The organism is Burkholderia sp. 4M9327F10 (assembly GCF_005503145.1).
In the GTDB taxonomy this organism is placed as follows: domain Bacteria; phylum Pseudomonadota; class Gammaproteobacteria; order Burkholderiales; family Burkholderiaceae; genus Paraburkholderia.
In genome coordinates this window covers 44,720-61,726 of record NZ_SCNV01000051.1, presented here as the reverse complement: position 1 = coordinate 61,726, position 17,007 = coordinate 44,720, and the positions used below count along the sequence as shown (strand labels likewise).

Here is a 17,007-nt window from a genome sequence, read left to right as displayed (position 1 = left end):
GGCGATGCGGGCGCAGGGGTTGGCTGGCTCAATCGATTCTCCGGGGCAGGGTCATCAAACGATACGGGTGCGAGATGCCGTCTTGCTGGAAGGCGGGCGGCAAGCCCTGGGTCCAGTCGCAGCAAACCGCTGCAAGACGGTTGTAAACAAGCTACCAGCAGCCTACCAGCATTCCCCCAACAGGGTTGTCGACGGTGGCAGGCTGCGGCACATGTCAACTGGGCAAAGGCGGCAAAAAGAGAAGCGAAAGCGTATGCTCGCGGCTGTGAACTGGATGGCGCTGCGCCTGGCAGGCGTGCGCCGATGCAGATACGGAATCGAAAACGGAAGGAATCGCGATGGCCTGGGAACAATTCGAACACGGCTGGCGCCTTGCGCCGGCAGACAAGCCGGCGCGTGCGCTGGTCGTGCTGTTGCACGGGGTCGGCAGCAATGCGCAGGACCTCTTGCCGCTGGCCGATAGCTGGAGCAAGACGCTGCCGGATGTCGCCTTTGCCTCGCTCGACGGCAGCGAACGTTTCGACGGCGGCTTTGGCGGGCGCCAATGGTTCAGCTTGCGCGACGTGAACGAGGTCAACCGTATTGGCCGCGTCGCCGACGCTTATCCGGCGCTGCGTCGCATGCTCGACGCCGAGCTGGCGCATTGGCGGCTCGCTTTCGATAAGCTTGCATTGGTGGGATTCTCGCAAGGCTCGATGATGGCGCTTCACCACGCCGCCACCAGCAACGACGCGCCCGCCGCGGTCGTAGCCTACTCCGGCCGGCTCGCCTCGCCGATTACCACGACGGCGCGCACGCCGCTGACGCTGGTGCACGGGGTTGAAGATGCGGTGATTCCGGTGCTCGAACTCGAGCGCGCGGCTAACGCTTTCAGCGACGCGGGTTTTGCCGTCGGCGCATTTGCGCTGCCCGGCATTGGTCATACGATTTCGGCCGAAGGCCTGATGCTGGGACGCGATGCGCTCGTACGCGCATTCGGTGCCAGGCCGGTTTGAAATGCACGGAAATAAAATCAAGTCGGCCTAAAGAATTTGATCTGCTTGCCGTTAATGGTTCATTAGCGTGAAAATCACGCGCGCCGCATCGGAAATTCGCCGCGCCCGCCAGGGCGTCAGGCGGATTCCCGCACGGTACGGGGAATCATCGCAGCGTCCCACAAGGGCGATAACGACCAACTCAGAGCCTTTATATGGCCAGATCGAAGCCGCACCATTCGTTGTTCAGGGGACTGTTCCGTCACACCGTAGCGGTCGACCTCGGCACGGCAAATACGCTTATCTATACCGACGACGGCGGCATTGTGCTCAATCAGCCGTCCGTGGTGTGTTTCCAGAAGCGTCTTGACGCGGGGGAGAAGCGGGTCGCGGCGGTCGGCAGCGAGGCCAAGCAGCTCCTCGGCCGCGCGCCGAACAATCTCGAGACCGTGCGGCCGATGCGCCACGGCGTGATCGCCAATTTTTCCGCAGCGGAGCACATGATCCGGCAGTTTGTCGACATGGCTCGGCCGCGTCCGTTCTTCGGCCGCCGGGCGGCTTTTACCATCTGCGTGCCGGCCGGCGCGACCCAGGTCGAGCGGCGCGCCATCAAGGAAGCGGCGGTCGCAGCCGGTGCGTGGAAAGTCAGCCTGATCGGCGAATCGCTCGCTTCGGCGGTTGGCGCGGGCTTGCCCGTGACCTCGGCAACCGGCTCGATGGTGGTGGATATCGGCGGCGGCACGACGGAAGTCGGTGTGATCGCGCTGGGCGGCATGGCCTATAACGGCTCGATTCGCGTGGGCGGCGACCAGTTCGATTCGGCAATCGTCAACTATGTGCGCAACCTGTATGGCGTCGTGCTGGGCGAACAGACCGCGGAACACGTCAAAAAGACTATCGGTTCGGCGATGCGCGATGTGCCGATGGAGCGTATGAACGCTACCGGCCGCAGCGTCGACGACGGCCTGCCGCGCACGGTCGAGCTGAATAACCACGATATCGCCGAGGCTATCGACGGGCCGCTGCGCCAGGTGATCGGCGCCGTGAAGGTGGCGCTCGAAAGTGCGCCGGCCGAGCTGGTGACGGATATCGCCAACACCGGCATTGTGCTGACCGGCGGCGGGGCGCTGCTTGCCAACCTCGGGCGGCGTCTGACGGCCGAACTCGGACTTGGCGCGCGCGTGGCCGACGAGCCGCTCACCTGCGCGGTGCGCGGCGCCGGAGCTGCGGCGGGTGCGGGTTTGCTCGACGAGCTGGTCTACGAGTAAGCGCAACTCGAGCGCAACCCAGGCGCATCTCGAGCGCAAGCAACTCTCCTCAGGCAGAGTCCGGTGGGCGTGAACGGGCCATAAAAGCCGCCGCCAACGCTAGCGAGCGGCTGGGCGCGCCGCCATGACCTGTGTGACAATACCGCTTCGCCCGCTGACCCTGTCGCCCCAACGGGGCTGCATGGCGCACTTCGTTCCACCTCACCTTAGAAGAACCGGCACGCCTGATGGGCGCTCGCCGTGTTGTCCCCGAATCGACCCGTGACTGATCCCACTCCTGTTTTATCCCCGTCGTTTATCGAATTGTCGAGCGGCTTGCGCATGCCTTATGTTGTCGAAGGCGAGGGCGAACTGCTGCTGTTCGTGCATGGTTCGCTGTGCGATTACCGCTACTGGCAGCCGCAACTCGACGGGCTGGCGAAGCATTACCGTTGCGTCTCCGTGAGCCTGACCCACTACTGGCCGGTTACCGATACGCGAACTGACCTGCCGTTTAGCTGGAGCGATCACGCGGATGAACTGGCCGAATTCATCGAGCGCTTCGGCGCAGGGCCGGCGCACGTGGTCGGCCATTCGCGCGGCGGTTGCGTGGCGTTTCATTTTGCCCGGCGCCATGCGCAGCATCTGCGCACCCTGACCCTTGCCGACCCCGGCGGCCCCTTGCAGATCGCCGGGCGTCCTGCCGCTGTTCTGCCGGAAACGGTCAATGCCTTGCGGGCGCGGGCCGCGCAACTGATCGAGGAGGGGAATGTGGACGCGGGTCTGCAACTGTTCGTCGATTCAGTCAGCCGCCCGGGTTTCTGGGCGAAAAGCACACAGACGTTCCGCACCATGGCGACCGACAACGCGCACACGCTGGCGCGTCAGTTTCGCGATCCGCTGCCCGCCTATACGCCGGACGATGCCGCCGAGGTGCGCTGCCCGGTGCTGCTGATCGACGGCGAAAAGAGCCCCGAGATGTTCAGGCGTACCGCGAATGCGCTTGTTTCGTGGTTGCCGGATGCGCGGCGCGAGACCGTGCGCGGTGCGTCGCACGGTATGAATCTGGCGCACCCCGCGGCGTTCAATCGCTATATCGACGAATTTATCCGCAGCGAGGGCGCGGCACACCACGGCTGACGGGCCGGCTGGTTGGCCAACGCCGGTCAGCAGCCTGCAGGAGCGCCGCAGCCCGGGCTTGCGGTGAGCCCTTGTGCTTAGCCCTTGCGATGAGCGTCCGCGTCGAGCGCGACTTCGGCGCTCTCGCCGACGAGGCCGTGGTAGTACAGATGCACGCCGATCGCGAGCGAGTCGTTGCGGATTTCCTGGAAGGCCTTCCATGCCTTCGCCGGATCCTTGAACACGAGGTAGTGCGCTTCATTGGCCACGAGGTTTGCAACCTGATGCAGGCCATGGCTGTGCAGCTTCGCGACGAGCGCGTCGAGGCTGTGGTGCGTGCGAGCATCCGTGCGCGGGTAAAGCATATGGAGCACCGCGACGTTTTGCGTCTTCAGTGCAGCCGACAATGCCACCACGATATCCTGATGGTTCAGTGCGGTGACGATGCTGTCTTCGGTGTGGTTGTGATCCGGAAACAGCGTTTCGAGAGAGGCGTTCATCTGGTAATCCTGTTCTTCTGACTGGATAAAAAGACCCGCCGCGGGCGGCGGGCCAAAAACAGCGGTGTGTGTTGCAGGGGGAGCAAGACACGGCACGAGTATCGCAGACGGCAGGCAGTTATGCTGCGTAACCGTTGCAAAACATTGTTGCGCGAAGCAGGCCGCCTTTCATTTGACTGGCTGATTAACAACGAATGTTGCTTGAGTAGAGATGGATTGTTGCGGCCAATCGCCGCAATCAATGGATGCCGGAGCCGTAAAATGCAAGGCCTGAGCCGGAGCATGGCGAGCAATGACAGCACCCGTAGTCCGGCACGTGTGCGATGTGATAGCAAAAGGAAAGCGTAGATGAACGACTCGAAGACACACGCAACGCTGAAGTTTTCAGACAGCGACCAGACGATTGATTTGCCGATCTACAAGGGCACGCTCGGGCCCGATGTGATCGACATCCGCAAGCTCTACGGCCAGACCGGCAAGTTCACGTACGACCCGGGCTTTATGTCCACGGCGGCGTGCAACTCGGCCATCACCTATATCGACGGCGACAAGGGCGAGCTGCTGTACCGCGGCTACCCGATCGACAACCTCGCGCAGAACGCCGACTTCCTCGAATCCTGCTACTTGCTGCTCAAGGGCGAACTGCCGAACGCCAAGGAAAAGGAAGCCTTCGTTGCCACCGTCAAGCAACACACGATGGTGCACGAACAGATGCACTTCTTCTTCCGCGGTTTCCGCCGCGACGCGCACCCGATGGCGATTCTGGTGGCGGCAGTCGGCGCGCTGTCGGCGTTCTATCACGACTCGCTCGACATCAATAACCCGGAGCACCGCGAAGTCTCCGCGGCACGCATGATCGCAAAGCTGCCGACGCTGGTGGCAATGGCGTACAAGTACAGCATCGGCCAGCCGTTCGTGTATCCGAAGAACGACCTGTCGTACAGTGCGAACTTCATGCACATGATGTTCTCGAACCCGTGCGAAGAGTACAAGGTCAACGACGTGCTGGTGCGCGCACTGGACCGTATCCTGATCCTGCACGCGGACCACGAGCAGAACGCCTCGACCTCGACGGTGCGTCTGGCAGGTTCCTCGGGCGCGAACCCGTTTGCGTGTATCGCAGCCGGTATCGCCTGCCTGTGGGGCCCGGCACACGGCGGCGCGAACGAAGCGGCGCTGAACATGCTGGAAGAGATCGGCTCGGTCGACAACATTCCTGAGTTCATCAAGCAGGTGAAGGACAAGAACTCGGGCGTGAAGCTGATGGGCTTCGGTCACCGCGTGTACAAGAACTACGACCCGCGTGCCAAGCTGATGCGCGAAACCTGCCACGAAGTGCTGGAAGAGCTGGGCCTGCACGACGACCCGCTGTTCAAGCTGGCCATGGCACTGGAAAAGATCGCGCTGGAAGACGAGTACTTCGTGTCGCGCAAGCTGTACCCGAACGTCGACTTCTACTCGGGCATTGTGCAGCGCGCGCTGGGCATCCCGACCTCGATGTTCACGTGTATCTTCGCGATGGCGCGCACGGTGGGCTGGATTGCGCAATGGAACGAAATGATCGCCGATCCGGAACAGAAGATTGGCCGTCCGCGTCAGTTGTTCGTCGGCGATACGCCGCGTGAAGCGAAGCCGATTGCTCAGCGCTGATTGCAGCGTCGATTGCAACGCTGATTGAGCATTGATTGACTAACGGGACGGCTTGAGCACAACTCGAGCGCAGACCGTGAGCGGGCGTTGTCTCCGGATACAGGAGCAACGCCCGCGCTCCGTTTACGGGCGGAGGCATGCCAGAGGGGGCGTCGAAACTTGCGCCAAAACTGCATGACGCGTGCCACCTGCGCGCATACGCTGCCGCAGCGCATCGTTCGTAGCGATTTGTTACGCCTTCTGGAAGTCTGACTGGCTCAAATTCACCACAGTCCTGTGTTAAGTTCGTTCGACAGGTGTAGACCCTCTACAATCGGAACGAAGCCCATAGCACAGGAGCAAGCTGATGCAGCAACCCGAAGCCCTTGGCGGACTGTCTCACTCAGGCGGCGTGGATCACAGCGAACACGAACCGGATGGCGCGTTTATCCCGCCGGAAAACCTCAACGTCGCTAGCGCGAACCAGTACGTGCTGAAGTCGGGCGACACCTTTATCGTCAACGACCCGCTGGGCGACATCACCGGTATCGACGACGGCCTGTTCGTCAACGACACGCGAGTGCTTTCGCAACTGCGGCTGACTTTCGGCGGGCGCGCGCCGTCGCTGCTTTCGGGCAGCGTCAGCAGCGACAACACGGCCTTTACCGCGCATCTGACCAACCGGCCCTTGCCTCCGCTCGGCGGCGACAGCACGCCCGAGGGTGTGATTCACGTGGAGCGGGTGCGCGTGCTGTCCGGCACGGTGCTCAACGAAGCGATTGAACTGACCAACTACGGCACCAAAGACGCAGTTGTGCCGCTTTCCATTTCATTTGCCAGCGACTTCCGCGACATGTTCGAAGTGCGTGGCCTGAAACGCGACAAGCAGGGCAAGGTCGAACCGGCACGCGTCGAGAATGGCGAGGTGCTGCTCGGCTACGTAGGGCTCGATAACGTCGCGCGCAACGTAGGCATTGCGTTCTCGCCGACCCCGGACAAGCTCTTTGCCAATCGGGCCGACTATACGGTGAACCTGCCGGCCCAGGCATGCGTGTCGATCTACCTCGCGGTGGATGTGCAGGTGAAGGCCGAGCAGGCAGTCGCAAGTGCAGGCGTCTCGAAGCCGGCGCATGCGCTGAGCGAGACCCACCTGTCGCAGATCGACACGGTGCGTCCGCGCGTCGGCCGAGCCGCCGTGCGCGCGGCGCTGGTCGACGCCCACCTCGTGATGCGCGAGCGGCGCCGGGCAACGGCGCGGGTGCGTTCGAGCAATCCGCTTTTCAACGCATGGATCGACCGCTCGCTTGCCGATCTCGGCCTGCTCACCACCGATCTGGAAACCGGCCCTTATCCTTATGCCGGCATCCCATGGTTTTCGACCCCGTTTGGCCGCGATGCGCTGATTACGTCGCTGCAGACGCTTTGGCTGCAGCCTGGCCTCGCACGTGGCGTCCTGCGCTTTCTTGCCGAGCATCAGGCGCGCGAGAATTCGGCGTTTCGCGATGCGGCGGTCGGCAAGATCATGCATGAGATGCGCAAGAGCGAAATGGCGGCCACCGGCGAGGTGCCGTTTGCGCTGTATTACGGCGGGGTCGACTCCACGCCGTTGTTTATCGTGCTGGCCGGCGCCTATGTGGCGCGCACCAACGACGTGGCCCTGATCGACGAGTTGTGGCCGGCGCTGGTGCGCGCGGCGCAGTGGGTCGCGGGCGTCTGCGACAAGAACCGCTATGGCCTGCTCGACTATCAGCGCGAATCGGATGGCGGTCTTGCGAATCAGGGCTGGAAAGACAGTCACGATTCAGTCTTTCACGCGGATGGACGCTTTCCTGACGGTCCGATTGCACTCGTCGAAGTGCAGGCCTACGCGAGCGCGGCGTTCGACACGATGGCGCACTTTGCCACGCTGCGTGGTCAGCCAGACGACGCGGCCGGTTACAGCAAGCGGGCGAAAGCTATCCGCGAGTGTGTCGAAGAAAAATACTGGATGGAAGAGTCGGGCTTCTACGGCATCGCGCTCGACGGTCATGGCGAACTATGCCGTGTGATGGCCTCGAACGCCGGCCATCTGCTCGCCTTCGGCCTGCCGTCGCGCGAGCGCGGCGAAGCGGTGGTGCGGGGTCTGGAATCGACGCTGTTCCACACCGGCTGGGGTGTCCGTACGCTTGCGGCAGGGCAGGCGCGCTTCAATCCGATGGCGTATCACAACGGCTCGGTCTGGCCGCACGACAATGCCCTGTGCGCTCGCGGCGTGGCGCGCTACGGCGGCAAGGCGACCGCGGTGAAGCTGCTGCAGGCGCTGTTCCAGGCGGCGGTCAATTTCGACATGCGCCTGCCCGAACTGTTCTGCGGCTTTCCGCGTCGGCGCGGCGAACCGCCTACCGCGTATCCGGTGGCTTGTCTGCCGCAGGCGTGGGCGGCAGGCTCGCCGTTCATGATGCTGGAAGCATGTCTGGGCGTCACCGTGGACGCGGCGCGGCGCGAAGTCCTGATCGAACAGCCGATGCTGCCCGATGGTATCGACTGGCTGGAAATCGGCGATATGCGCGTCGGCGATTCGAGCGTGACCATTACCTTCCGGCGCGTGGCGGGCAAGGTGGTGGCCTCGGCCGAACAGGGGGATGTACGGGTGGTGGCATTGCTGTAAGCCTGACGTAGCTATCGTGGTGCGTGCGGTAGGCCGGGTGGTAACATTTGTTGTCAACTGACTTCCCAACTTACTCCCCGGTCCATCGCATGCCCGACAGTTTCGACCAGCTTGCCGCCCTGATCCGGGCGCGCTTCTCAGAACTGAGTCCGCAATTCCAGATGGGAGCGGCTTTCCTGCTGGATCATCCCGACGAAGTCGCTGTTTCCTCCATGCGCAAGGTGGCTGAACGGGCCCAGGTGCAACCGGCATCGCTCGTGCGGCTCTCGCAGCAACTGGGTTTTCCTGGCTGGAACGAGCTGCGTGACCTGTTCGTGGCGCGCGTGCGCACGCGGCCGGAACCGCTCGCAAGCCGCGCCCGCTCGCTTGTCAAGATCAATGCCAAAGATGCGCTGGCGCATGATCTGCTAATCGCGCAACAACACAATCTGGACGTTACCGCCGCGCAAAGTGCGCGTGTCACGGTCGAGACGGCGCGTCTGCTGCGCCGTGCGCCGCATGTGCACGTGGCCGGGTTTCGCTCGTGCTATGCGGTGGCGTTCAGCCTCGTGTACGGCTACCGGCTGTTTCGCCCTTCGGTGTCGCTGCTGGCAGGCGAAGCGGGCACGCTGGAGATGCAGTTGCGCACCATCGAACGCGATAGTGCGACCGTCGTCATCAGCTTTGCGCCGTATTCGGTGGAGGCTGCAAGGGTGGCCGAAGCGGCGCTCGAAAAAGGCAGCAAGCTGATTGCGATCACCGACAGCGCGGTGTCGCCGATCGCGCTGAATGCCGACAAGGTGCTGATTTTTTCACACGAGAGCCCGTCGTTTTTCCCGTCGCTTGTCGCGGCCACTGCGATCGCCGAGTCGCTGGTCGCGCATCTGCTCGCGCTGGAAGGCGCTGGCGCTGTCGAACAGCTTGAGATTGCCGAACGTTCGATGCACGCAAAGGGCGCGTACGTTCCCTGATTGCGCCAACTGTCGCGCGTGCCGCGCCGCCATGGCGCGCTGCACCATGGCGGGGGCAATGGGCAAGCTCCGCTCGGTCCGCAACCGCATCCCGCCTTAGGTTATTGGGCGTCCCTCACCTATACTCAAAAGCAGCCTTTTCGGCCCGCCAAGGTGGGCAAGACGGGGTATGGGCTCGCCAGTTGAGAGCAAACGGTCGACCGCCTGCTCGACGGCGTCGGGGAGGGTGTCTCATGAGTCCAGTCGAAAGCGTGGTTCAGGCCGTGCTGTATGAGGGATACATGTTGTATCCATACCGGCCGTCTTCCGTGAAGTACCGGCAGCGCTCGACCTTTGGCGGCGTTTATCCGCGTGCTTACTCGCAGGCATCGGGCCGCGATCCGTGGCTGATGCAAAGCGAGTTCCTCGTGCGCGGCGATGCCCGCACCCGCGTCGCGCTGCAAGTGGGCTTTCTGCAGGTGATCGAGCGCATTGTGCTGGATGCGCCAGGCGCGTCGCACGGAGCGCCGGCCTCCGAGGCGCAGGCCTGGCGCCAGGTGCCGATGCTCGAAATCGACGGGCGCCGCTATTATCCCTGGCAGGAAGCCGTCGAGCGGCAGATCCGCATTCCGGAGTGTGTGCTGGGCGAACTGCTTGGCTCACCGCGCCAGATCGCGCTCGCGTTCGAAGCAGGCAACGATCTCGAGACGCTTGCCGACTGTCACCGCGTGGTGCGCGGTGCGTTGCGGCGCACGCGCCGTCAACTGAAAGGCCGGGTCGAAGTGGCAGCCGAACCGGCTGGAGGCGGCGCCTTCCGCGTGATGATCCGTATCCTCAACGAAACCCCGTTAAAGCGCGCAGATACGCTGACACGCGCTGCCGCCTCGCTTTACGCCCTGGTGTCGTGCCATACGATCCTGAGCGTCAGGGGCGGGGAATGCGTGTCGTCGATCGATCCGCCGGCCGGGCTCGAGGCGGCCGCGGCATTGTGCAAGAACATTGGCGCGTGGCCGGTGCTGGTAGGCGACGAGAGCCGGCCCGACACGATGCTGGCCTCGCCGGTCGTCCTCTATGATTTTCCGCAGATTGCGCCGGAAAGCGCCGAGCGGGCGTCGCCGTCGGCTGAACTGGATGGGCAGCCGTATCTCGCATGTGTGCGCGTCGCGGGTGTGGAAATTCAGGTGGGCGATCAGGTCCGCCTGCATCCACGCTGCCGCGCGGATATCTTCGACGCTGCCTTAAGCGGCATGGTCGCGACCATCGAGTCGATCGAGCGCGATTTCGACGATCACGTGCATGTGGCGGTGACGATCGGCGACGAGTCAGGCAAGGATCCTGGCATGGCGCGCATGCCGGGTCATCGCTTCTTTTTTGGGCCGGACGAGATCGAGCCGTTGAGCGATGGCGGGAGGCGGGCATAAACGGTGTCGAGTCGGCACGCTGCTGCGTTTTTATCCAGAGCGCCGGTGTTTCCGCTCCATTCGATGTTGCTGCGAACGCATTGACAACATATGTTGTTAAGAGGTATAAATTCGTATCGAGTGTTGAATCGGTGCCGGCGTGTCCACGAGGGCTAACGGCATCCTTTCAGCGTCGCTGCACGGGCAGAGCGGTTAGCGTTGTCATGCCTTTGCGGCGTCATCGCGAGCAGGACATCAACGAGGCATAACCGTCAATGCAGGAATGGAGTCTTTTCCGGATCACCGGCCAGCCCGATGATATCGGCTACAGGTTGGGTGAGCTGGCGCGGCCGGTCATGTCGGCCTATATGGCGCAAAGCGCCGCGTGGCAGCGGGTCAGCCAGTGGCGTGGCCATCCGTTTGTGGAGAGCTTGCGGCGCGCCGCAGAAGCACATTTTCCCGCGCTTGTAGCAGAGCTCGAAGGCATGGCCGCCGGGCTGGGGTGGTCCGCGCAGGACGTGTTTCTGTGGAACTGCCGCGGCGAGCTGATTCACAACGCGCCGGACGGCTGCACCACGCTCGCGGCGGTTGCGGGCAATGCGCGTTTCATTGCCCACAATGAAGACGGCGATCCGTATCTGCGCGAACGGTGCTTCCTGGTAGACGTCCAGCCAGCCGGTAAACCGGGTTTCGTCAGTTTCTACTACCCGGGTTCGCTGCCCGGTCACACGTTTGCAGTCAACCGCGCCGGTCTCGTGCAGGCGATCAACAACCTGCGCATCCGTGTGCCGGCGGCGGGCGTGCCGCGCATGATCCTCGCTCGTGCGGTCCTCGACACCCGCTCGCTGGACGAGGCCGTCGCGCTGTTGCGCGAGGCGCCGCGCGCCAGCGGCTTTCATCACACGCTCGGCTGTGTCGGCGACGCCCGGCTGTTGAGTGTCGAGGCCACCGTGCAGCGCTGCTCGATCCTGTCTCCGGCTATGGGGGTTGCGCAGCGCTTCGGTCATGCGAATCATCTGATTCACGACGGATGCGATCGCGAAGCGCAGATCGTGACCGATTCGTCGCGCGACCGTCAGGCGCGTGTCGATGCCTTGCTGCCTTCGCTTCGCACCCCGGTGACGGACGACGCGCTGCTGCGCGTGCTGCGAGACGAGGCGCCCGCCGGCCTGCCGATCTTCCGCGACGACCCGCTCGATCCCGACGACGAAAACACCCTGGCTACCGCGCTGTTTCGCCTCGAAGCAGACGGTGTGGCAATGCAGGTTTACCGGCAAGGCCATTGTGCGTTCGACACATTCATCCCCAAGACCGCGGCTGCGCAAGCCACTTTCTGACCGCTATCCTGCCATCCCGCGAAAAGGAATCGTATGTCCGCCGTGTTTCACCGTGCCCCGAAGCAAACCCTGCCAGTCGCCGTCGCGGGCGACGGCATCGAAGTGATCGATTCGACCGGCAAGCGCTATATCGACGCGTCAGGCGGCGCCGCCGTCTCGTGCCTGGGCCATAGCAACCAGCGTGTGATCGATGCGATCCGGCGCCAGTCACAACAGTTGCCGTATGCGCACACGTCGTTCTTCACGACGCAAGTGGCCGAAGAACTCGCGGATCGTCTTGTGGCGGGCGCGCCGCAGGGACTCGAGCATGTGTATTTCGTCTCGGGCGGCTCAGAGGCGATCGAGGCCGCGCTGAAACTGGCGCGGCAGTATTTCGTCGAAAAGGGCGAACCGCAACGCCGCCATTTCATTGCACGCCGCCAGAGCTATCACGGCAATACGCTGGGAGCGCTGGCGATTGGCGGCAATGCGTGGCGGCGTGAACCGTTCCTGCCGATCCTGATCGAAGCGCATCACGTCAGCCCGTGCTACGCGTATCGCGAGCAGCGCGCGGAAGAAAGCGAGGAAGCGTTTGCCCAGCGTCTTGCGGATGAACTGGAGCAGAAGATTCTCGAACTCGGCGCTGGGAGCGTGGCGGCCTTTGTCGCCGAGACGGTGGTGGGGGCGACCGCCGGTGCCGTGCCGCCGGTGCGTGAGTATTTCCGCAAGATTCGCGCGGTCTGCGACCGCTATGGCGTGCTGCTGATTCTGGATGAAATCATGTCCGGCATGGGACGCACCGGCTATCTTTACGCGTGCGAAGAAGACGGCGTGGCGCCGGATCTGCTGACTATCGCGAAGGGGCTAGGCGCAGGCTATCAGCCGATTGGCGCAACACTGGTCAGCAAGCGGATTTACGACACGATTGTCGGCGGTTCGGGTTTTTTCCAGCATGGCCACACGTATATCGGGCACGCAACGGCCTGCGCCGCCGCACTTGAAGTGCAGCGCGTAATTGCCGAAGACAACCTGCTGCAAAACGTACAGGCGCGCGGCGAACAGTTGCGTGCGCAACTTCGCGAACACTACGCGGAGCATCCGTATATCGGCGATGTGCGCGGCCGTGGGCTGTTCGTCGGCGTCGAACTGGTGCGGGAGCGGGCCAGCAAGACGCCGTTCGATGCCAGGCTCAAACTGCATGCCGCGATCAAGCGCGAGGCGTTTGCGCGCGGGCTGATGGTGTATCCGATGGGCGGGACTGTCGACGGCCAGATTGGCGATCACGTTTTACTGGCGCCGCCGTTTATCTGCACTGCACAGGACATCGACAATATTGTCAGCCGCCTTGTTGATTCGATCGATGCTGCGCTTCATGCGGCATCGTGAATGTGAGCCACTGCTTCACTATTGATGAGGGTTTCCATGACTGACCGCTTACCCCGCTTATCCCGCTTACCACGTTTCGACACAGCGCATGCCACCCCCGAGCAGAAGGCCGTTCTCGACGAGATTCTGTCCGGGCCACGCGGGAATCTGAACGGCCCGTTTCTGGGTTGGATTTACAGCCCGGAACTCGCGCAGCAAGCGCAGCGCCTGGGCGCGTTCTGTCGCTACCGCACGGGCTTGCCGCTGCGCTTGTCGGAGCTGGCGATTCTGGTGACGGCGGCGCGCTGGCAGGCCCAGGCGGAGTGGTATATCCACTATCCGATCGCGCTCGAGGCGGGCGTGTCGGCGGCGGACGCGGAGGCGATCCGTTCGGGGCAGCAGCCGGCGTTTGCGGACCCCGACGAGGCCTTGATCTACGCTTTTGCGAACGAACTGTATGACGCGAAGCGCGTGTCCGATGCCACCTATGAGGCGACAGTGGCGCGCTTTGGGCGCGAGGTGACAATCAATCTGGTTGGCTTGCTTGGTTACTATGCGCTTGTCGCGATGACGCTGAATGTGTTCGGCATGCGGGCAGAAGGGCAGGTGACGTTGCCGTTTGCGGAGTGAGGGACCGACGTCGCCATCAAAGCGCTCCCGATGAGGCGGTGGGCTTCTTGCGGCGAATGCGTTTCGGAACGGCTTGATCCATCAGGCTTAGGCCAACATCGTCGGAGGCGGTATCAAGCAGGTTTGTGAAGCGCTCCAACTCGCTCAGCACAAACAGCGCAGTAGCCACTGTGCCCACCGCGACAGTTGGGTCACCTTTTTCAAGCCGCTGCAAGGTTTTCAACGAGACCTGCAGACGTTCCGCCATCGATTGGGTAGAGATACGACGGCGTCTCCGCGCGAGCGCAATGTCTTCGCCGAGCTTTTTTAGTCCGCGACGAACCGGCAACGGTAGGGTATCTACTTTTTCAGCTTTTTGTGACTGATTATCATGGTTTGGCGGTTTCATGTGACCGATTATAGGCTGAGCAAGGAAGTAGTGCTCCAGCACCCCAAGAGCCCCTACATGCAGAGCTCCCTCAGAATATTCTGCAGCACGCTGCAACAGCCAACGCATCAGGGCCAGAGCCCGTTGAGCGGCTAAGGCAAGAAGGGGTCTCATCGCGTCATGCAGTTCCTCGCACTCATCAAATCCCATAACCGCCTATCATGAAATTCGGTCCACGCCCGCGTCTGTCGCGCTGCGTGCCATGCACCCACCTTCGCCGGTACCGCAAGAAACCCGGGCGTGACCGTTGCGGCAGGCGTTCAGGTGGGTAGCACGGCAGCGCCGGCAGGGCACCCTTTGGAGAGAACGATGAAGCGCAAGGCATCAGCGGTCTGGCAAGGCGGCCTGCAGGACGGAAAAGGCACGATTTCGACTGACAGTGGAGTTCTGAAGGACACCCAGTATTCGTTTGCGACCCGTTTCGAAAACGGCATCGGCACCAATCCGGAAGAGTTGATCGCGGCGGCGCATGCCGGCTGCTTCTCCATGGCGCTTTCGGCCGAACTGGGTCAGGCGGGTATCAAGCCCGAGCGCATCGGCACCACAGCCACCCTGACGCTTGACAAGGTCGAGGGCGGCTTCGCCATTACCGCGGTCCACCTGGACGTGAAGGTGAAAATCCCCGGCGGCGACAAGGCTGCGTTCGAGAAAGCCACGGCGAACGCCAAGGCGGGTTGCCCGGTTTCGAAGGTGCTGAACGCCACCATCACGATGGATGCAACCCTCGAAACCTGAGCGTTGAGTGCAGGCAAATCAGCCGGCTATCGCGCCGTCCTTACATCGGCGGCGCGACTCCGTCTTTCTCGACCACTACCCGTTGCGCCACAAACGCCCCTTGCTCGCCGGGCGTGGCGACTACGAACACCTTCTTGCCCGCAGTCAGATCGGTGCGGGCGGCCGGCGTGAAGGTCACCACCGGGACATTCGGCGGCACCGTCACCACGTTATTGCCGCCCTTGTACGACAGCTTCAGATCGCGGCCGTTGGTGCCCTCGACCACCGTGTCGACATTCGCGTTCGTCATCGAACTGTTGGGACCGAGATCCCACGCATAGTGCCCTTCACCGGTGCCGCGCGCCGATTCAGGAAACACCACCACTTCGGTGGCGGTCAGCTTGCCGTCGGTTCCGGTCGTGGCCGCGGTGCCGACGAACGAGCCGGGTTTGATATCGGCCAGTTGCATCGCCTTGACCGCCGAGATGCCGACGTTCGGCGCGACGTTGATGGACACCGTATCGCCGCTGCGGCGATGCACCTGCAGGACGTCGCCGTTGAGCGAGACGATTTCGCCGCGAATCCGCGTCGGTTTGACAGCAGGCGTCTGGGCGAGCGCGGCGCCGGCGAACGCCAGCGTTACAAGCGTCGCGCCAAGTTTCAGTCGAATGGACATGGAACCTCCGTACAGTGTGGTTGAGTTGAAAATCAGAGTGCCGCTCAGGAACCGCCGAACCAGTTGTAGCCCTGGTTCTCCCAGTAACCACCGGGATATTCGTTCGTCACCGTAATCGCGACGATGTGCTTGGGATTCTTGTAGCCGAGCTTGGTGGGCATGCGCAGCTTCATCGGAAAGCCGTATTTCGGCGGCAGCGTCTGGCCGTCGTAGGTCAGTGTGAGAAGCGTCTGCGCATGCAGCGCAGTAGGCATGTCGATGCTGGTCCAGTAGTTGTCCGCGCAATGCAGCGAGACGAAGCGCGCCGTGGTGTCGGCGCCGGCGCGCCTGAGGAAATCGGCGAAGCGCACGCCGCCCCAGCGGCCGATCGCGCTCCATCCTTCAATGCAGATATGCCGGGTAATCTGGTCCTGTTGCGGCAACGCGTGCAGCTCGTCGAGCGTCCATACGCGTTTGCCGTTCGCAAGCCCGCCCACCTGAAGACGGTACGTGCCGGCATCGACGTCCGGCACGTCGTCGATGTCGTAGAACGCGTTGAACGGAAACGGCCGCGTGATCATCGACTCGGGATAGGTCGGCGCCATCCGGTTCGGATCGAACAGCAGCGCCTGCACGTCGTCGTTGAAGAATGAGATCTTGCGCAGCATCGTATTGACCGACTTGTCGGTGCTCAGGTCGCAGCCCGACAGCAGGGCCAGCCCGCCAAGCGAGAGGATCCGCTTGCCGAGCAGGCGGCGCGCCGGGTCCTTCAATGCCTTGTGGGCGTCCTTGAGAATGGAGTCGCCGTGCGACGCCAGCGTCGTGCCCGGTTCGCTGCGAGGTTTGCGAATCGCCATGTCTACCGTCCTCGAATCATCAGAAGCAGCGAGCGCGGCACCAGCGCGACCATCACGACGTGCACGACGAAGAAGGCCACCAGCACGCTCATGCAGATGAAGTGCACGACGCGTGCATTGTCGTAGCCGCCCATCAGCGTGCGCAGCAGCGGAAACTGCACCGACTTCCACACGGCCAGTCCCGAGAGTACGAGCAGCACGATATCGGCGATCACCACGAGGTAGGCGAGCTTCTGGATGGCGTTGTAGCGGGACAGGTCGCCGTGCGTGAGGCGGCCGCGCAGGGCCGCGAGCGTATCGGCGGCGAGCGCGCGAAAACTGAGCGGCAGCAGCTTGTTGCGCAGCCGTCCTGATACCAGATTGAGGCCCAGATAGACGAGGAAATTTGCTACCAGCAGCCACATCACCGCGAAGTGCCAAAGCAGCGCGCCGCCGAGCCAGCCGCCCAGGGTGATCGCCGCCGGAAACCGCAAGGCCGGAAAGATCGGCGAGGCGTTATAAACCTGCCAGCCGCTCATCACCATCAGGATGACGGCCAGCGCATTGATCCAGTGCGTAATGCGGACCCAGACAGGTTGAATCGTGCGGTGACTCAAGG

Annotated in this window: 16 protein-coding genes; 11 read left to right on the top strand and 5 right to left on the bottom strand. The window is 63.0% G+C overall.

What is annotated here, in order from left to right; all coding sequences use genetic code 11:
• Positions 1-338: 338 nt before the first annotated feature.
• From FFS45_RS31835 to FFS45_RS31825, 3 genes are all read left to right on the top strand, one after another.
• Entirely contained in the window at positions 339-995 is a 657-nt protein-coding gene (locus tag FFS45_RS31835) for a dienelactone hydrolase family protein (protein ID WP_137958615.1), read from the top strand.
• 194 nt (positions 996-1,189) lie between these two features.
• The gene (locus FFS45_RS31830; protein ID WP_137958614.1) at positions 1,190-2,242 is read left to right on the top strand and encodes a rod shape-determining protein; all 1,053 of its coding nucleotides are present in this window, start codon (positions 1,190-1,192) and stop codon (positions 2,240-2,242) included.
• A 321-nt stretch (positions 2,243-2,563) separates the two neighbouring features.
• Positions 2,564-3,361, top strand: a complete 798-nt coding sequence (locus FFS45_RS31825) for an alpha/beta hydrolase (RefSeq protein WP_137958618.1) — start codon at positions 2,564-2,566, stop codon at positions 3,359-3,361.
• Positions 3,362-3,438: 77 nt separating this feature from the next.
• Here FFS45_RS31825 and FFS45_RS31820 read toward each other — a convergent pair whose 3' ends face one another.
• Positions 3,439-3,840, bottom strand: coding sequence for a hypothetical protein (locus tag FFS45_RS31820; protein ID WP_137958613.1), 402 nt, complete (start codon positions 3,838-3,840; stop codon positions 3,439-3,441).
• A gap of 348 nt (positions 3,841-4,188) precedes the next feature.
• On the opposite strand from FFS45_RS31820, the gene gltA reads away from it, so the two are divergent.
• The 7 genes from gltA (at position 4,189) to FFS45_RS31785 (ending at position 13,756) form a co-directional block, all read left to right on the top strand.
• On the top strand, positions 4,189-5,490 hold the full coding sequence (gene gltA, locus FFS45_RS31815) for a citrate synthase (protein ID WP_137958612.1): 1,302 nt from the start codon (positions 4,189-4,191) through the stop codon (positions 5,488-5,490).
• A gap of 346 nt (positions 5,491-5,836) precedes the next feature.
• Positions 5,837-8,116, top strand: a complete 2,280-nt coding sequence (locus FFS45_RS31810) for an amylo-alpha-1,6-glucosidase (RefSeq protein WP_137958611.1) — start codon at positions 5,837-5,839, stop codon at positions 8,114-8,116.
• Between the two features lie 89 nt (positions 8,117-8,205).
• Positions 8,206-9,066 carry a MurR/RpiR family transcriptional regulator gene (locus FFS45_RS31805; protein WP_137958610.1) on the top strand — a complete coding sequence of 287 codons (861 nt, stop codon included), beginning with the start codon at positions 8,206-8,208 and terminating at the stop codon, positions 9,064-9,066.
• 233 nt (positions 9,067-9,299) lie between these two features.
• Positions 9,300-10,466, top strand: coding sequence for a hypothetical protein (locus FFS45_RS31800; protein ID WP_137958609.1), 1,167 nt, complete (start codon positions 9,300-9,302; stop codon positions 10,464-10,466).
• 254 nt (positions 10,467-10,720) lie between these two features.
• Entirely contained in the window at positions 10,721-11,782 is a 1,062-nt protein-coding gene (locus FFS45_RS31795; protein ID WP_137958608.1) for a C45 family peptidase, read from the top strand.
• Between the two features lie 33 nt (positions 11,783-11,815).
• Complete coding sequence (locus tag FFS45_RS31790) at positions 11,816-13,147, top strand: aspartate aminotransferase family protein (RefSeq protein WP_137958607.1); 1,332 nt, start codon at positions 11,816-11,818, stop codon at positions 13,145-13,147.
• 36 nt (positions 13,148-13,183) lie between these two features.
• Positions 13,184-13,756 (top strand): carboxymuconolactone decarboxylase family protein, encoded by a 573-nt coding sequence (locus tag FFS45_RS31785; RefSeq protein ID WP_137958606.1) that lies wholly within the window; start codon positions 13,184-13,186, stop codon positions 13,754-13,756.
• Positions 13,757-13,772: 16 nt separating this feature from the next.
• On the opposite strand, the gene FFS45_RS31780 is transcribed toward FFS45_RS31785, so the two are convergent.
• The gene (locus FFS45_RS31780) at positions 13,773-14,333 is read right to left on the bottom strand and encodes a hypothetical protein (protein ID WP_349292336.1); all 561 of its coding nucleotides are present in this window, start codon (positions 14,331-14,333) and stop codon (positions 13,773-13,775) included.
• A 159-nt stretch (positions 14,334-14,492) separates the two neighbouring features.
• On the opposite strand from FFS45_RS31780, the gene FFS45_RS31775 reads away from it, so the two are divergent.
• Positions 14,493-14,918, top strand: a complete 426-nt coding sequence (locus tag FFS45_RS31775) for an OsmC family protein (RefSeq protein ID WP_137958605.1) — start codon at positions 14,493-14,495, stop codon at positions 14,916-14,918.
• Positions 14,919-14,958: 40 nt separating this feature from the next.
• Here the strand turns inward: FFS45_RS31775 and FFS45_RS31770 are convergent, their stop codons facing one another.
• From FFS45_RS31770 to FFS45_RS31760, 3 genes are read right to left on the bottom strand one after another with little or no spacing between them, the layout of a single operon-like run.
• Positions 14,959-15,573, bottom strand: a complete 615-nt coding sequence (locus FFS45_RS31770) for a hypothetical protein (protein ID WP_137958604.1) — start codon at positions 15,571-15,573, stop codon at positions 14,959-14,961.
• Positions 15,574-15,617: 44 nt separating this feature from the next.
• On the bottom strand, positions 15,618-16,409 hold the full coding sequence (locus FFS45_RS31765; RefSeq protein WP_137958603.1) for a molybdopterin-dependent oxidoreductase: 792 nt from the start codon (positions 16,407-16,409) through the stop codon (positions 15,618-15,620).
• Positions 16,410-16,411: 2 nt separating this feature from the next.
• Positions 16,412-17,005, bottom strand: a complete 594-nt coding sequence (locus FFS45_RS31760) for a cytochrome b/b6 domain-containing protein (RefSeq protein WP_137958602.1) — start codon at positions 17,003-17,005, stop codon at positions 16,412-16,414.
• Between the last annotated feature and the right edge of the window lie 2 nt (positions 17,006-17,007).

Bases quoted from the DNA above. Each gene is read 5' to 3' on its own strand.
- FFS45_RS31780 (WP_349292336.1), bottom strand. From the start codon at position 14,333: ATGGGATTTGATGAGTGCGAGGAACTGCATGACGCGATGAGACCCCTT.
- gltA (WP_137958612.1), top strand. From the start codon at position 4,189: ATGAACGACTCGAAGACACACGCAACGCTGAAGTTTTCAGACAGCGAC.
- FFS45_RS31805 (WP_137958610.1), top strand. From the start codon at position 8,206: ATGCCCGACAGTTTCGACCAGCTTGCCGCCCTGATCCGGGCGCGCTTC.
- FFS45_RS31820 (WP_137958613.1), bottom strand. From the start codon at position 3,840: ATGAACGCCTCTCTCGAAACGCTGTTTCCGGATCACAACCACACCGAA.
- FFS45_RS31765 (WP_137958603.1), bottom strand. From the start codon at position 16,409: ATGGCGATTCGCAAACCTCGCAGCGAACCGGGCACGACGCTGGCGTCG.
- FFS45_RS31785 (WP_137958606.1), top strand. From the start codon at position 13,184: ATGACTGACCGCTTACCCCGCTTATCCCGCTTACCACGTTTCGACACA.
- FFS45_RS31795 (WP_137958608.1), top strand. From the start codon at position 10,721: ATGCAGGAATGGAGTCTTTTCCGGATCACCGGCCAGCCCGATGATATC.
- FFS45_RS31825 (WP_137958618.1), top strand. From the start codon at position 2,564: ATGCCTTATGTTGTCGAAGGCGAGGGCGAACTGCTGCTGTTCGTGCAT.
- FFS45_RS31830 (WP_137958614.1), top strand. From the start codon at position 1,190: ATGGCCAGATCGAAGCCGCACCATTCGTTGTTCAGGGGACTGTTCCGT.
- FFS45_RS31810 (WP_137958611.1), top strand. From the start codon at position 5,837: ATGCAGCAACCCGAAGCCCTTGGCGGACTGTCTCACTCAGGCGGCGTG.
- FFS45_RS31775 (WP_137958605.1), top strand. From the start codon at position 14,493: ATGAAGCGCAAGGCATCAGCGGTCTGGCAAGGCGGCCTGCAGGACGGA.
- FFS45_RS31770 (WP_137958604.1), bottom strand. From the start codon at position 15,573: ATGTCCATTCGACTGAAACTTGGCGCGACGCTTGTAACGCTGGCGTTC.
- FFS45_RS31790 (WP_137958607.1), top strand. From the start codon at position 11,816: ATGTCCGCCGTGTTTCACCGTGCCCCGAAGCAAACCCTGCCAGTCGCC.
- FFS45_RS31835 (WP_137958615.1), top strand. From the start codon at position 339: ATGGCCTGGGAACAATTCGAACACGGCTGGCGCCTTGCGCCGGCAGAC.
- FFS45_RS31800 (WP_137958609.1), top strand. From the start codon at position 9,300: ATGAGTCCAGTCGAAAGCGTGGTTCAGGCCGTGCTGTATGAGGGATAC.